The organism is Streptomyces sp. NPDC058246 (assembly GCF_042881985.1).
In the GTDB taxonomy this organism is placed as follows: domain Bacteria; phylum Actinomycetota; class Actinomycetes; order Streptomycetales; family Streptomycetaceae; genus Streptomyces.
Genome location: NZ_JBHVWZ010000006.1, coordinates 37,283 through 52,353, shown reverse-complemented (window position 1 = coordinate 52,353; position 15,071 = coordinate 37,283). Strand labels below are relative to the sequence as shown.

Below are 15,071 nucleotides of genomic sequence, written 5' to 3'. Positions count from 1 at the left end.
CGGAAACACGCAGAAACAGGCCTCCCACAGCAGGGACATACGCGGCGCACGGATGGCTCTCAGGCCGTGGGCGGCTTCTCGGCGGCGCGTCTCGGCGGCGTCTCGGCGGCGTCTCGGCCGAACCCGTGTCTTCGCCCCCGCCGCCCCTACCCGTCCCGTCCCTGGTGGGCGCAGCCCTCCCCCGGACCCCCGCCTCGGCCTGAACGGCCTCGCTCTCACACGCCGGACGGGCTGGGGACAGCTGCCCCTCAGCTCAAGTACACGCCGCCCACGACGACCACCAAGGCCGCCAGGACGAACAGCAGGACCCAGAGAAGGAGCTTTCCGGCGCTGGGCGGGGGTTCGTAGCGGGGCTGGTCGGGCGTCTGGGTCGGGAGGTCGTCCGGTGGGGTCATGAGCTCGTCACCACTGCTGCCTGGGGGCGGATCGGGAGGCGGTTGACGGGGCGGCCCGTCGCCGCGCGTACGGCGGACGCGATCGCCGCCGGGGACGTCACGACCGGCACCGCGCTGACCGCCTTCGCGCCGAAGGGGGCGACGACGTCGCGCTCCTCGACCAGTTTGACGATGCGGATGTCGGGGGCGTCCAGGGAGGTGGGGAGGGCGTAGCCGGTGAGGTCGGGGTGGCGGACCAGACCACGGGCCGTGCGCAGGTTCTCCGTGAGAGCGGCGCCGACGCCCTGGGTGACGCCGGCCTCGATACGGGCCGTCAGCTGCGCCGGGTTGAGGATCCGGCCCACGTCCTGGGCGAGCGCGAGTTCCACGACCCGCACCGACCCCAGTTCGATGTCGACGTCCACCACCGCGCGGATCGCGCAGAAGGCCAGGCCCACGAAGGCGTCGCCCTGGCCCGCGGCGTCCAGCGGTTCCGTCGGGTGCGGGCGGCACTGCGCGGTCGCCCACAGCTCCTTGCCGTCCATCGCCTCGGTCACGGTCGTGGAGAGCACGCCGTCGTACGACGTGATCTTGCCGTCCGTGATCTGCAGCAGTTCCGTGGACATGCCGAACTTGTGCGCCAGCGGCTGGAGCAGTTGTGTGCGGACCATTTTCGCGGCGCGCTCCACGGCTCCGCCCGACACCCACGTGTGGCGGCCCCGGCAACTCCCGCCCGCCGGGGGCTGGTCGGTGTCGACCGGCGCCACGTGCACCTCGTCGATGCCGAGCGTCTCCTGGACGATCTGGCGGGCCAGCGTGGTGAAGCCCTGGCCGGTCTCGACGGCCGCGCAGAGCACCGTGGCGACACCGTCGTGGACCTTCACCGTGGCGGTGGACACCTCGTCCGCGCCCTCGGCACCGAGCATGTGCACCATGCCGACGCCGTAGCCGACACCACGGCGGACGGCACCGGGTTCGCCCGCGCCCTCGGGACCGCCCGGGAGCAGCCAGTCCTCCTCGGGTGTGTCCTTGGGGAGGGTGGGGAGCGGGAAGTCCCGTACGGCCTGGAGCAGTTCGGCGACCGGGGCGGGGCAGGTCACCGTCTGGCCGGTGGGGAGCACGTCCCCCGTCGCCATCGCGTTGCGCAGGCGCAGTTCCGCCGGGTCGATGCCGAGCCTCTTCGCGAGCTTGTCCATCTGGGCTTCGTAGGCGGCGCACACCTGCATCGCGCCCTCGCCGCGTACGTGGCCCGAGGGCGGGTTGTTCGTCCGCACCGCCCAGCCCTCGATGAACGCGTTGGGGACGACGTACGGGCCGCAGGCGAAGGAGACGGCGGCGGCCAGGGATTCCGCGGAGGTGTCGGCGTAGGCGCCCGCGTCCAGCAGGATCTGTGCCTCGACCTTCACCAACCTGCCCTCGGCGTCCGCGTGATGCCGGTAGCGGAGCAGGGTGGGGTGTCGGTGGGCGTGGCCCAGGAAGGACTCCTCGCGCGTCGCGGTGAGCTTCACCGGGCAGCCGGTCTTCAGGGCCAGCAGGCCGAGCGGGAGTTGGAAGCCCTGGTCCTCGCGGTCGGCGGTGGCGCCGGGGACGCCGGTGACGACGACCTTCACGCGCTCGGGTTCCAGGCCGTAGCAGGCGGCGGCCGCGTCGCGGTCGGTGTGCGGGTCGGTGGAGGCCACGTAGAGCTCGACTCCGCCGTCGGGGCGGGGCACCGCGAGACCGGCCTCGGCGCCGATGGGGGCCGGGTCCTGGCGGCCGATGCGGTACTGGCCCTCCACGACGATCTCGCCGGCCGCTTCCGGGTCGCCGTGGCGCAGCGGGATGTGCCGGATCAGGTTGCCGTCGGGGTGCAGGGGCTCGGCCTCGAAGGCCTGCTCGGGGTCGGTCACCGCGTCGAGGACTTCGTACTCGACGATGACGGCGGCCGCGGCCATCCGCGCGGTGTCCGGGTGGTCGGCGGCGACGGCCGCGATGGGCTCGCCGTGGTGGCGTACGACCTCGGAGGCGAAGACCGGGCGGTCCGCCCTGCCGCGGCCGTGCAGCGCGCTGCCGGGCACGTCCTCGTGCGTGACCACGGCGTGCACGCCGGGCATCTCGCGCGCGTGGCTGGTGTCGATGGACACGATGCGCGCGTGCGGGTGCGGCGACCTGAGCACGGCGGCCCACAGCAGGCCCTCGGCCCACAGGTCGGCCGCGTACGGGAAGGTGCCCTCCGTCTTGGCACGGGCGTCCGTGGCGGGCAGCGAGACGCCCAGCCCGTGCGGGAGGGGTTCGGGGCCGGTCTCGGATGCCGTCGGTGTCGCGGTCGCGGCTTCGTTGGTCACGCCTGGCCTCCGTCCTGGCCGTACGGCTGCTCATGCGGCGCTTGGGGGTCGTACGGGGAGTCGTACGGAGAAGTGTCCTCGTACGGGGCCTGCGGCGCGGCGGATCCGGCCGGACCGGCCGAACCGTTCGATGCCTCGTACGCCGACGCGTGGACGCCGCCCGCGCCGGGGCCGGCCTGGTGCGGGATGCGCGCCTCGTCCGCGCCGGGCGCGGCCTCGGCGGCGGCAGCGGAGTGCGCCTCGCGCTCGGCGACGACCTCGCGTACGGCGTCCAGGACCCCGCGGTAGCCGGAGCAGCGGCACAGGTTGCCGCACAGCGCCTGGCGGGCCTCCAGCTCGGTCGGCGCGGGGTTGCCCTCCAGCAGGTCGTGCACGGTCATCGCCATGCCCGGTACGCAGAAACCGCACTGCACGGCACCGCACTTGGCCAGCGCGCGCTGCACGTCGGAGGGCTGCCCGTCGGCGGCCAGGCCCTCGACGGTGCGCACCTCGCTGCCGGCGGCGGTGACGCCGGGTACCAGGCAGGAGGCCACGAGCCGGCCGTCCACCTGCACGTTGCAGGCGCCGCACTCGCCCTGCGAGCAGCCGTCCTTGGCGCCCGCGAGACCGAGCCGCTCGCGCAGGACGTAGAGCAGCGATTCGCCGATCCAGGCGTCGGTCACGGGGCGGTCGGCGCCGTTGACGCGCAGGACGTAGGAGGCGAGGGGGTGTTCGTCGCGCGGGGGCGGGGCGGGAGTGTCCGCGTCCCGCGGCTCTTCGGCGTCGTCCCCGTCGGTGGACTCCGGACGGCCCTCGGGAGCCTCGGAGGTCTCCCGGTTCCCGGGCGCCGGGTCCGGTTCGTGCGCCTCCGGAGCCTCAGCGGCCCCGGGGGCGGGCTCGACGACCGGCCCGGAAGGCTCGTGAGCGGGCTCGGCGGCCCGCTGGGCGGTCTGCGCGGGCGATTCCGTGTGCGAGTGCGCCGACGGCTCCGGGAGGGGCTCAGTGGCCGTTTTCCCGGGCTCGGCGGACCAGGCCTGTCCGATGGTCTCCGTCGCCCAGGGGGCGGCCGCGCCGCCGGGGAGCGTGGCGGGGGGCGTCCCGCCCCACTGCTCGACGAGCGCCGACGTGGTGAACTCGCCCGATTCGTCCGGAAGATCACCACCGGCCACCGGAATCGACCACTGCCCGGTCACGTCGTGCCCGGGCACGTCATGCCCGGAACGCGCCGACTGCCCGGAGGGCGACGTGTGACCGGAAGGCGCCGAGTGACCGGAATGCCCATCCTCGGCGGCGCCTTGGGCGGCAGCCTGGTTGAAGTCCCACTGCCCCGTGGCTCCCGGGTGGTACCCGAACCTGTCGCCCGGGGCTCCCTGAGCATCGCCGCCCTGGGGCGCGGCACCGTTCGGATCCGGCCACTGGACGGCCTCGGCGGGCACCCCCCAGGTCCCGGTGGCCGCCGGGTCCGTCGCGGCGGGCGTCGTGGGCGCGACCGTGATCTGCGGGGGCACGTAGCCGTGCCCGGGGGCGGCGAGCGGGCTGTCCCGGTCGGCGAGGAGGGCGTCGATGCCCCCTTCGGGGAGCTGGACGAAGGCGGTCGCGCTGTCGTCGTAGTCGCCCTGGGGCAGGGGGTCCCATCGGCCGCCGCTCCGCGGGGCGCCCTCTCCGTGCTGGTCGTCGGTCACGACAGCGCCCTCCCCAGTGCTCGTCGGGCCAGCGCGGCGACGGTGCGCCGCAGGTGCAGTACGGCGGGCGGCAGCGGTTGCACGGAGCCGTCCGCGGCGGGGACGGGGTCGGGGATGCAGGCCGCGGCGACGTACTCCCCGAAGGCGTTCAGCGCCTCGGGCACGAGCGTCCGCTCCCCGTCCCAGTCGATCAGCTGGGCGACCCACGCCTCGGCGTCCAGCGGCCGCAGCGGCATCGGCGCTATGGCGCCGACGGCGCACCGCACTCCGCGCCGCGCGGGGTCGAGGACCAGGGCCACGGAGGCGACCGCGCGCCCGGGGCCGGTGCGCCCGGTCGCTTTCAGGAAGACCTGCGGGGCGTGCAGCAGCGGCACGCGCACGTAGCCGATGAGTTCGCCGCCGCGGAGCATCTCCACGCCCGCGAGCAGGTGCGACACGGGGATCTCACGGCGGGCTCCGCCCGGCCCCGCGATGATCAACGTGGCTTCAAGGGCCGCCAGTACGGGCAGCGCGTCCCCCGTCGGGGCGGCCGAGGCGACGTTGCCGCCCAGGGTGCCCGCGTTGCGGATCTGCGGCGGTCCGGCCGCGCGCGCGGCGGCGGCCAGGGCCGGGATGAGGGCGGCGAAGTCGGGGCGGCCCATACGGGCGTGGGTGAGGCCCGCGCCGAGCAGCGCGTGGCCGTCCTGGTACTGCCAGCCGCGGATCTCGCTGATCCGGCCGAGGCCGACGAGCGCGGCGGGCCGAAGCTGTCCGGAGTTGACGGCGGCCATGAGGTCCGTGCCGCCGGCCACGGGGACGGCGGCGGGCATGGCGGCCAGAGCCGCCACCGCCTCGTCCAGCGAGGCGGGCAGCGTCACGGCCTGCGCCGCCTGCGGTGCGTGCGTGGTCAAACCGGCTGCCCCTTCCCGCTGCCCCACCTGGTCCCACCTGTGCTGCCGTACGGTACGTGCTGACAGGGCGGACGTGGCAACTCTGGCACATCTTCCCCGACCCTCGACGCGGGGGTCCGCTAGGAGGCATTCGCCCCCTCACCAGGGAGATGGTCCGTTTTCGTACGGCATCGCCGGTGAGCGCGTATTGCCACTCTTCAGTGACGCTTGGGCGCCTTTTCCCTTGTGGGGCCACGGTCCCAGGGTGAACACCCCGGGACACGCGGCTTGGGAGTCAGCTCACACGTTTGGGGGCGCCCCCTCGATAGGGCGTCCGAGCACACCCGGTCGCCTCTGCCACGGCAGCGGTCCCGCGGGCGGGCGATAGGCCACCCCGAGGGCGTCGAGTCGCCCGTAGTGGGCGGCCATCCGCCGTTCGAAGTCCGCGAAGTCCCGTTCGGCGGGGGCGGGCAGGGCGCTCCAGGCCACCTCCGCGAAGGCCGCGAGCCGCGGGTACGTCTGGTAGTCCACGCGCGCCCGGTCCTCCATCACCTCGGTCCACACATTGGCCTGAGTGCCCAGCACATGCCGCGCCTCGGCCTCGGTGAGCTGCGGCGGAACGGGCTCGAAGCGGTAGACGTCCTCCAGGGTGCGGACGTAGCCGATGGGCACCGGCTCGCTCTCGCCGGCGTCCTGGCGGTGGTCCAAGTACACCTGCTGCTCGGGGCACATGACGACGTCGTGGCCCGCGCGGGCCGCGGTGACGCCGCCCTCGTAGCCGCGCCACGAGGACACCGCCGCGCCGTCCGCGAGCCCGCCCTCCAGGATCTCGTCCCAGCCGATCAGCCGACGCCCGCGCGCGGAGAGCCAGTTGTCGAAGTGCCGGACGAACCAGGACTGCAACTCGTCCTCGTCCGCGAGCCCGAGTTCCTTGATGCGCGCCTGCGCGGCCGGTGACCGTTTCCACTGATCCTTGGCGCACTCGTCGCCGCCGATGTGCACGAACTCCGAGAAGGGCGCCGCGTCCGCCGGGAAGAGCTCCAGGAGTTCCTCGAACACCCCCTCGTAGAAGCGCAGGGTGCTGTCAGTGGGGGCGAGTACGTTTTTGGAGACGCCCCAGGTGTCCCAGACGGTCAGGGAGGTCGTGTCGATGACATCGGTGTTGCCCAGTTCCGGATACGCGGCGATGGCGGCCTGCGAGTGGCCCGGGATGTCGATTTCCGGGACGACGGCGATATGCCGGTCGGCCGCGTACGCGACGATCTCGCGGATGTCGTCCTGCGTGTAGAAGCCCCCGTGCGGCTTCTCCTCCCACAGCGGCGAGGCGCGATGGCCGAATTTCGTGCGCGCCCGCCAGGACCCGACCTCCGTCAGCCTCGGGTAGCGGTTGATCTGGACACGCCATCCCTGGTCGTCGGTGAGGTGGAAGTGGAAGACGTTGAGTTTGTGGGCGGCGAGGAGGTCGAGATGGCGGAGCACTCCGTCCTTGGGCGTGAAGTGCCGGGAGACGTCGAGCATCAGGCCGCGCCAGCGGAATCGGGGCGAGTCCTGGATGTGGGTCACGGGGAGTCGCCACTCCCCGCCCCCGATCGGAGCACGCCGGTACGCGTCCGGGCCGAGCAGTTGCCGCAGCGTCTGCGCGCCCCAGAAGAGCCCCGCGGCGCCACCGCCGACGAGGTGCACACCCTTCGGCATGACAGCCAGGCGATAGCCCTCTTCGCCCAGGTCCCCGGTGACCATCGGGTGGATCGACAGGCGGATGACGTCGTCGTCGCCCCCGTCGCCCGGCGGCAGCGGGAGGCCGGTGGCCGCGCCCAGCGTGCCGCGCAACCAGCGTTCCGTCCGCGCCGTGCCGTCGCCCGCGGCCAGTCTGGTGCCGGGCCCCAGCTCATAGAAGTGGGCACCGGAGTCCGCCACATGGCGCGGCTTCGGGATTACATCACTCACGTCAGTCCTTTACCGCTCCGCCGAGACCGGAGACCAGTCGTCGCTGTACGAGTACGAAGAAGATCAGCACCGGAATCGTCATCACCGTGGAAGCGGCCATCACGCCGCCCCAGTCCGGATCGTCCGGCTTGTAGAACACGAGGAGGGCCATCGGCAGGGTGGACTGCGAGGTGTCGCTGATGATGAAGGACTTGGCGAACAGGAAGTCGTTCCAGGCCGAGATGAAGGAAAACACGCTGGTGGCCACCAGCCCCGGGAAGACGAGGGGGAAAAGGATCTGCCAGAGGAATCGCGCGCGGCTCGCTCCGTCGATGTACGCGGCCTCCTCCAGCGCGTCCGGAACGGCCTTTACGAAACCCCGCAGCATCCAGATCGCGAAGGGCAGCGAGAAGGCGATGTGCGGCAGGATCAGCGAGCCCAGCGTGTTCAGCTGACCGACGTCCCGCATGAGGAAGAAGAGCGGGATCGTCAGGGCCTCCACGGGCACCATCTGCGCGACCAGGAACATGATCAACAGGGTGGTCCGGAAACGGAAGCGGAATCGTGTCACCGCGGTGGCCGCGAGAAACGCGATCAGCGCCGAGACGACGACCACGGAGCACGCCACCACGAGGCTGTTGAGAAAGTACCGGCCGAATTCCTGCTGCCCGAAGACCCGCCGGAAGGAATCCAGGGACGGGGCGAGCGTCCAGGGCCGGGGCTCGGTCGACTCGATCTCTCCGGCCGGTTTGAAGGCGCTGAGCACCATCCAGTAGAGGGGGAGGGCGACGACGGCCGCGATCAGCAGAGCGGACGTCTCGGCCGCGAGCCGCCACGGGCGCCGTACGACACCCTTCAGGAAGTTCGTCCTCGGGAAGTTCGCCCGCAAGAAATTCACCCTCAGGAAGTTCGCCCCCGGGAAGTTCACAGTTCCTCCCCCTGTCGGCGCAGCAGCCGCAGATACACCAGCGTGACGGCGAGCAGGATCACCAGCATCACCACGCCGATCGCCGAGCCGAGGCTGTACTGCGAGGCGGCGAACGCCTTCTGGTAGGCGTACACGTTCAGCACCAGGTTCTGTCCGGCGATGCCGCCGCCGTTCGTCATCACGTAGATCTGCGTGAAGACCTTGAAGTCCCAGATGACCGACTGGATGGTGACGACCACCAGGATCGGCCGGAGCATCGGCGCGAGCACCGAGCGCCAGATCCGCCACTGCGAGGCGCCGTCCAGAGCGGCCGCCTCCAGCACCTCGGCGGGCACGGCGCGGATCCCCGCGTACACCGTCACCATCACGAACGGGAAGGAGCACCAGACCACTTCGAGCAGGACGAGCGCGAAGGCGCTGAAGCGTCCGTACGTCCACGAGTGGTCACCGAGCCCGAGGACCCGATTGACCGGGCCGAAGTCGGGGTCGAAGAGAAGCAGCCAGACCGTCGAGCCGGTGACCGCCGGGGTCGCCCACGCCCCCAGCGCGGCGAGCATCAACGCCAGCCGGGGCACGGCCCGTACGCGCGTCAGCAGCACGGCGAGCGCACAGCCGACGGCCAGCGTGGAGACCACACAGGCCGCCGCGAACACCAGGGTGGCGAGCAGCACCTGCCAGAACTGGTCGTCGCCGAAGAGCGTCGCGTAGTTCCCGAAGCCCTCGAAGGTGGTCGGCTCGCCGCCGCTCACCTGGGCCTGGGTGTACTGCAGGACCGAGATCAGGCCGAGCTGGTAGATGGGATAGACGAGCAGGCCACCGAGGACGACGAGGGCGGGGGCGAGGTAGAGCCAGGGAGTCCAACCGGCGCGCCCGCCTGGGGAGGTGACGCGGAGAACCCCGCCGGCACGACGTCCGGGCGACCGCCGCGGGTCGACGGGCGCCGGCATCCGTGCCGGCATCCGTGTCGGCTTCCGTGTCGGCGCGGCACCGCCGCCTGCCGACGGCAGCCGGTCCACCGGCGCCCGGCCGCGCACCACCGAATCCGTCGCGCCCCGGCGGCCGGAGCCGACGACGCCGGTGTCCGGGTCCCGGCCGGCGCCAGAGCCCACACCGGTATCCGGGTCCCGGCCGGCAGCAGAACCCACACCGGTATCCGGGTCCGGGCCGGCACCAGAACCCACACCGGTGTCCGGGCCGGCGTCAGAACCCACACCGGTGTCCGGGCCGGCGTCAGAGTCCGCGTCGAGGTCGCGGCCCGGGATGTCCGCGGGGACGGGGCGGTTCTCCATCCGCTCAACCCGCGGAGCTGAACGCGTCGTTCATCTTCTTCGCCGCGTCCTTGGAGGCCGCCGCCACGTCCTTCTTGCCGCTGACGATCTCCTGGAACATCGTCGGCAGGACGAGCGAGGCGTCGATCTGGGCCCACGCGGGCGAGGCCGGGACGAACTTGGCGCCCGCGGCGAGCGTCTTGACGAAGGGCGCGACGAACGGCTCCTTGGCGGCGGCCTGCTCCCGCACATCGGTGTACGTCGGCAGGAAGCCCATGGCGTCGAAGAGTTCGCCCTGGGTCTTCTTCGACGCCAGCTGCTTCATCAGGTCGACGGCGAGCGTGCGGTGCGAGGTGCTCTTCAGTACGCCGATGTTGTTGCCGCCCGCGAACGCCGGCGCCACCGAGCCCGGCCGCACACCGGGCAGCGGCACGACGGCGTACTTGCCCTTGACCTTGCCTGCCTCGATCGCCGCGTGGCTGAAGTCGCCGCCGATGGCCATGCCCGCCTTGCCCGAGGCGAAGGCGGTCACCGTGTCGTTGCCGCCCATGCCCGCGCACTTGGCGGCCGGACAGTTGGTGTCGCCGAAGAGCGAGGTGTAGGCCTTGATGCCCTTCTGGGCGTCCGCGCTGTCGATGCTCGCGGCGTACGAACCACCCTTGCCCTGGGCGAGTTCGCCGCCGTTGGACCAGATGAAGGGCATCGCGCCGTACGTGTAGGCGCCGCCGACCGCCAGCCCGTACAGGTCGGGTCTGGCCGCGTGGATCTTCCGGGCCGTCTCGGCCAACTCCGCCTGGGTCTTGGGCGCTTCGAGGCCCAGGTCCTTGAAGACGTCGGTGCGGTAGTACAGGGCACGCACTCCGACGAAGTACGGGGCGCCGTAGATCTTCCCGTCCACCGTCACCGACTGCCGGGCCGTCGGGTCGGTGTCCTTGGCCTCGCTCCAGCCGCTGAACTCCTTGGTGACGTCGGCGAGTCCGCCGTCCTTGACGTAACCGGCGGTGTCCGTGTTGCCGTACTCGATGACGTCCGGCGCGCTCTTGGGGTCGTTGAAGGCGGCCTTGACCCGCTGGGCGCGGGTCTCCACGGGGATGTACTCGACGGTGACCTTGGTGCCTTTGTGGGCCTTTCTGAAGGTGCCGACGGCCGCGTCGACGACCTTCTGCTTCGGCGCGTTGTTGACCTCCTGGAAGAGCCAGACCCGCAGAGTGCCGGTCTTCTCGTCCTTGCCGGAGGAGGAGTTGTCGGAGGTCTGGGGGGCGCAGGCGGTGGCGACGGCAAGGGCCGCGAGGGCGGCGGCTGTTCGGGCCAGGCGGGGCGTGGGAGCAGAGAGCTTCATCGAGCATCCTCCGGTGGGGGTGCGCGTTGCAACATGCGCAATGGCGGTTTTGCTCTGCACAACACCCCGGAGGCTATGGAGTACATGAACATGCCCACAAGAGGTCTCAACCACTCTGTGACCACGGGACGCACTCCGTGCAACGGCAGCAGACGCACTCCGTGCAACGGTCAGACGTCGGCGCCCTTTTCGCGATCCTCCCGGACGCCGTCCCGGACCGCCGCCGCCAGGGGCGTGCCGATCGACGCGAGCACGAACCACCCGACCCCGCCGAGGACCAGCACCCTCCACTGCCGCTCCCCCGCGTCCCCGAGCGCCAGCAGGAGGATGCCGCCGAGGAGCACACCCGACGCGACAAGGTGCACGCGCACCAGGACGTCCGGCGCGAACACCTCGCGCAGGAACCGCTCTCCGTACCACCAGCGCACCCAGCGCCGGGCGGCCACGAGGAGCAGGCAGCCGCCGATCGGCACGACGGGCAGCGCGACCCACAGGGGAAGGGGATTCCCGGAGGAGCCCAGTCCGGCGAGCAGCATGGTGCACCCGCCGACCGCGGCCCCCCACGGAGCGAGCGCCTCCGCGGCCTTCATGCTCGCCTCACGGCCTCCGCCGCCGTACAACCGCTCGTTGGCGGCGCGCATCCCCGCCGTCCGCGCCCGCCAGGCGAGGCCGGCCCGCCGAGGGGCTCTCAAGAAGATGAGGAGGCCCAGGAACGACACAGCGCGCAGGATCTGGAAGGCGCTCTTCAGCCCGTCCGGCCAGTCCCCCACCAAGGTCAGGACGCTGAAGACCACGAACACCGCCAGCACGGCGAACCCCCATGGGCTCGGCCGCCCCGGCATCAGCAGCGCCTTGCGGCCGCCCCCGAGCTCCTTCGCCCGCCTGAGCTCCTGCCGGGCCTCGCGACCACAGCCGAGCACCTTGTTGAGGGCGGCTCCCAGCGCCCGGTGCGGCGCCGCCTCGTCCGGTACCAGCCGGACGGCGACACGCGCCGCGGCCACAGCCGCGTCCACGCGCCTCAGCAGCAGGTCCGCGTCGGCGACCGCGACCCACCCCTGCCAGTCGTCCGGCGCCAGCCGCACCGCCCGCTCCGCCAGTGGCAACGCCGCCTCCGGATCGCGGAGTTGGATCAGGACCGAGGCGGCGAGGCTCAGCTCCTCCGCGCTCTCCGGCTCCGCCCGCTCCACCAGCGCCCGGCTCTCGCGGTACTTCCGCGCCGCCGCCAGTTCCCGCGCCCGCAGCAACACCTCCACGCCCCACCCCCAGGTACGACATGACCGCGGCGCCCCTGACCTGGGGCGCCGCGGTCATGCTCGGTCTACGCGGCGTACTGCGCCGGGCGACCCGGGGGCGTTACTTCTTGTCGCCGCCCTTGCCGTCCTTGCCCTTGTCGCCACCGGCGCCCATGGACTCGTAGATCTCCTTGCACATGGGGCACACGGGGTACTTCTTCGGGTCGCGGCCCGGGACCCACACCTTGCCGCAGAGGGCCACGACGGGCGTGCCGTCGAGGGCGCTCGCCATGATCTTGTCCTTCTGGACGTAGTGGGCGAAGCGCTCGTGGTCCCCGTCGCCGTGCGACACCTGCGGCGTCGGCTCTACGAGGGTCCCCGTCCCCGTGCCTCGCTGGGGCTGGGTCTCAGGCTCAAGAGTGCTCATGAGTGCAAGGGTACTGAAGCCCACGCGCAACAGTGGAGAGAAGGGTCGTCCATGCGTCGCGGCCGTGAGTGCACGCAAGGGCCGCCGCCCTCCTCAGTTGAGCGAAGGGTCGTCGGGGTACGTCGCCACCATCGCGAGTTCGTTGCGCTGGCGGCGCAGGACCTCGCGCCAGAGCCGTTCGGGGGACGGGGAGGAGACGTCTCCGGGTTCGGACTCGACGACGTACCAGGCGCCCTCGACGAGTTCGTCCTCCAGCTGGCCTGGGCCCCAGCCGGCGTACCCGGCGAAGATTCTCAGCGAGCCCAGGGCCGAGGCGAGGAGTTCCGGCGGGGCCTCCAGGTCGACCAGGCCGATCGCGCCGTGCACGCGCCGCCAGCCGAGTGGTGCGCGCTCGCCGGACGCGCCGCCCGGGATGACCGCCACGCCCAGCGCCGAGTCCAACGACACGGGGCCGCCCTGGAAGACGACGCCGGGCTCGCCGGCCAAGTCGGCCCAGGCCTCCAGGATGTCGCTGACGTCCACCGGGGTCGGCCGGTTGAGGACGACACCGAGCGAGCCCTCCTCGTCGTGGTCGAGGAGCAGCACCACCGCGCGGTCGAAGTTCGGGTCCGCCAGGGCGGGCGTGGCCACGAGCAGCCGCCCTGTGAGCGAGGACACCTCGGTCATGCCAGACATGATCCCGCATCTTCCCCGCCCACGGGGAGCCAATACCCGTACCCGAGTGAATGCAGCTCAGGGCGCAGAGGAGCGACCCCCGCGCACGCCGTTACCGGTGACCCCGTGTGCCCGATTCGGAACGGTTCGTGTTGTGGCCAAGCTATGACGTAGCTGAGTGGCACTTGGGCTTACTGAAGGGGGGTAGGCGGCCATTACGCTTGCTCTCCGGCTCCCCGCGACAACGGCCTGCCGACCGCTTACACCTGCCCAACTCATCGGAACGCGAGATACATGACCGTCAACGACGATGTCCTGCTTGTCCACGGCGGAACCCCGCTTGAGGGCGAGATCCGTGTCCGCGGTGCGAAGAATCTCGTACCGAAAGCCATGGTCGCCGCCCTGCTGGGCAGCGCGCCGAGCCGGCTGCGCAATGTCCCCGACATCCGTGACGTGCGGGTCGTGCGCGGGCTGTTGCAGCTGCACGGTGTGACGGTCCGTCCGGGTGAGGAGCCGGGCGAGCTGGTGCTCGACCCGTCGCACGTCGAGAGCGCGAACGTCGCCGACATCGACGCCCACGCGGGTTCGTCGCGCATCCCGATCCTCTTCTGCGGCCCGCTGTTGCACCGTCTGGGCCACGCCTTCATCCCGGGCCTCGGCGGCTGCGACATCGGTGGCCGCCCCATCGACTTCCACTTCGAGGTGCTGCGGCAGTTCGGCGCGAAGATCGAGAAGCGGGCGGACGGGCAGTACCTGGAGGCCCCGCAGCGGCTGCGCGGCACGAAGATCCAGCTGCCGTACCCGTCCGTCGGCGCCACCGAGCAGGTGCTGCTGACGGCCGTTCTGGCGGAGGGCGTGACCGAACTCGCCAACGCCGCCGTGGAGCCCGAGATCGAGGACCTCATCTGCGTGCTGCAGAAGATGGGCGCGATCATCGCCATGGACACCGACCGGACGATCCGCATCACGGGTGTGGACCAGCTCGGCGGTTACACCCACGCGGCCCTGCCGGACCGCCTGGAGGCCGCCTCCTGGGCTTCCGCGGCGCTGGCGACCGAAGGCAACATCTACGTCCGCGGCGCCCAGCAGCGCTCGATGATGACGTTCCTGAACACCTACCGCAAGGTGGGCGGCGCCTTCGAGATCGACGACGAGGGCATCCGCTTCTGGCACCCGGGCAGCCAGCTCAAGTCGATCGCGCTGGAGACGGACGTCCACCCGGGCTTCCAGACCGACTGGCAGCAGCCGCTGGTCGTGGCCCTGACGCAGGCCACGGGCCTGTCCATCATCCACGAGACGGTGTACGAGTCCCGGCTCGGCTTCACCTCGGCGCTCAACCAGATGGGCGCGCACATCCAGCTCTACCGCGAGTGCCTCGGCGGCTCGGTCTGCCGCTTCGGCCAGCGCAACTTCCTGCACTCGGCCGTCGTTTCGGGCCCCACCAAGCTCCAGGGCGCCGATCTGGTCATCCCCGACCTCCGCGGCGGCTTCTCGTACCTCATCGCCGCCCTCGCGGCCCAGGGCACCTCCCGCGTCCACGGGATCGACCTCATCAACCGCGGCTACGAGAACTTCATGGACAAGCTCGTGGAGCTCGGCGCGAAGGTGGAACTGCCGGGCAAGGCGCTCGGCTGACAGCAGGCGTACGTACGACGATGGGGCGGCCCCCCTGAAAGGGGCCGCCCCATTGGCGTTGTTGCGCCTCGTACGCGTCCCGTGGCGTACAGGAACGTACAGGCGGGCCTACTTGCCCTTGGCGGCTTCCTTGAGCTTGCTGCCCGCGGAGACCTTCACGCTGTAGCCGGCCGGGATCTGGATCGGGTCGCCGGTCTGCGGGTTGCGCGCGGTGCGAGCGGCACGGTGGGTGCGCTCGAAGGTCAGGAAGCCGGGGATGGTGACCTTCTCGTCGCCCTTGGCGACGATCTCGCCGACGGTCTCGGCGAACGCGGCCAGAACGGCGTCGGCGTCCTTGCGGGTCACCTCGGCGCGGTCGGCCAGCGCGGCCACCAGCTCACTGCGGTTCATGTTGTTACTCCCGTGTTCTTCTTGCCGTTGCGGCGTGCCACGCG

General features: G+C 71.7%; 13 protein-coding genes. 1 reads left to right on the top strand and 12 read right to left on the bottom strand.

Annotated elements, in window-relative coordinates; genetic code table 11:
- Window positions 1–248: 248 nt before the first annotated feature.
- The 11 genes from ACFVXA_RS11030 to ACFVXA_RS10980 all read right to left on the bottom strand — a co-directional run bounded on the left by ACFVXA_RS11030 (window position 249) and on the right by ACFVXA_RS10980 (window position 13,014).
- A complete protein-coding gene (locus tag ACFVXA_RS11030; RefSeq protein WP_362017702.1) occupies window positions 249–395 on the bottom strand; it encodes a hypothetical protein in 147 nt (48 codons plus the stop codon).
- On the bottom strand, window positions 392–2,698 hold the full coding sequence (locus ACFVXA_RS11025) for a xanthine dehydrogenase family protein molybdopterin-binding subunit (RefSeq protein ID WP_389747512.1): 2,307 nt from the start codon (window positions 2,696–2,698) through the stop codon (window positions 392–394). Before ACFVXA_RS11025 ends, ACFVXA_RS11030 begins: the two co-directional genes overlap by 4 nt.
- On the bottom strand, window positions 2,695–4,359 hold the full coding sequence (locus ACFVXA_RS11020) for a 2Fe-2S iron-sulfur cluster-binding protein (RefSeq protein WP_390024688.1): 1,665 nt from the start codon (window positions 4,357–4,359) through the stop codon (window positions 2,695–2,697). The genes ACFVXA_RS11025 and ACFVXA_RS11020 overlap by 4 nt, the downstream gene beginning before the upstream one ends.
- Entirely contained in the window at window positions 4,356–5,249 is an 894-nt protein-coding gene (locus ACFVXA_RS11015) for an FAD binding domain-containing protein (protein ID WP_362017699.1), read from the bottom strand. Before ACFVXA_RS11015 ends, ACFVXA_RS11020 begins: the two co-directional genes overlap by 4 nt.
- A 279-nt stretch (window positions 5,250–5,528) precedes the next feature.
- Complete coding sequence (locus ACFVXA_RS11010; RefSeq protein WP_389464471.1) at window positions 5,529–7,175, bottom strand: beta-N-acetylhexosaminidase; 1,647 nt, start codon at window positions 7,173–7,175, stop codon at window positions 5,529–5,531.
- Window position 7,176: 1 nt separating this feature from the next.
- The gene (locus tag ACFVXA_RS11005; protein ID WP_383735175.1) at window positions 7,177–8,043 is read right to left on the bottom strand and encodes a carbohydrate ABC transporter permease; all 867 of its coding nucleotides are present in this window, start codon (window positions 8,041–8,043) and stop codon (window positions 7,177–7,179) included.
- Between the two features lie 35 nt (window positions 8,044–8,078).
- Complete coding sequence (locus ACFVXA_RS11000) at window positions 8,079–9,041, bottom strand: sugar ABC transporter permease (protein ID WP_362017910.1); 963 nt, start codon at window positions 9,039–9,041, stop codon at window positions 8,079–8,081.
- A 334-nt stretch (window positions 9,042–9,375) separates the two neighbouring features.
- Complete coding sequence (locus tag ACFVXA_RS10995; protein ID WP_390024686.1) at window positions 9,376–10,689, bottom strand: extracellular solute-binding protein; 1,314 nt, start codon at window positions 10,687–10,689, stop codon at window positions 9,376–9,378.
- 170 nt (window positions 10,690–10,859) lie between these two features.
- Window positions 10,860–11,942: a hypothetical protein gene (locus ACFVXA_RS10990; protein ID WP_390024684.1), complete on the bottom strand. Its 1,083-nt coding sequence runs from the start codon at window positions 11,940–11,942 to the stop codon at window positions 10,860–10,862.
- Window positions 11,943–12,042: 100 nt separating this feature from the next.
- On the bottom strand, window positions 12,043–12,348 hold the full coding sequence (locus ACFVXA_RS10985; RefSeq protein WP_362017694.1) for a DUF3039 domain-containing protein: 306 nt from the start codon (window positions 12,346–12,348) through the stop codon (window positions 12,043–12,045).
- Between the two features lie 93 nt (window positions 12,349–12,441).
- Entirely contained in the window at window positions 12,442–13,014 is a 573-nt protein-coding gene (locus tag ACFVXA_RS10980; protein WP_362017693.1) for a YqgE/AlgH family protein, read from the bottom strand.
- A 282-nt stretch (window positions 13,015–13,296) separates the two neighbouring features.
- Here ACFVXA_RS10980 and murA point away from each other — a divergent pair, with 282 nt between their 5' ends.
- A complete protein-coding gene (gene murA / locus ACFVXA_RS10975) occupies window positions 13,297–14,637 on the top strand; it encodes a UDP-N-acetylglucosamine 1-carboxyvinyltransferase (protein ID WP_362017692.1) in 1,341 nt (446 codons plus the stop codon).
- A 108-nt stretch (window positions 14,638–14,745) separates the two neighbouring features.
- On the opposite strand, the gene ACFVXA_RS10970 is transcribed toward murA, so the two are convergent.
- Window positions 14,746–15,027, bottom strand: a complete 282-nt coding sequence (locus tag ACFVXA_RS10970; protein ID WP_007382399.1) for an HU family DNA-binding protein — start codon at window positions 15,025–15,027, stop codon at window positions 14,746–14,748.
- Between the last annotated feature and the right edge of the window lie 44 nt (window positions 15,028–15,071).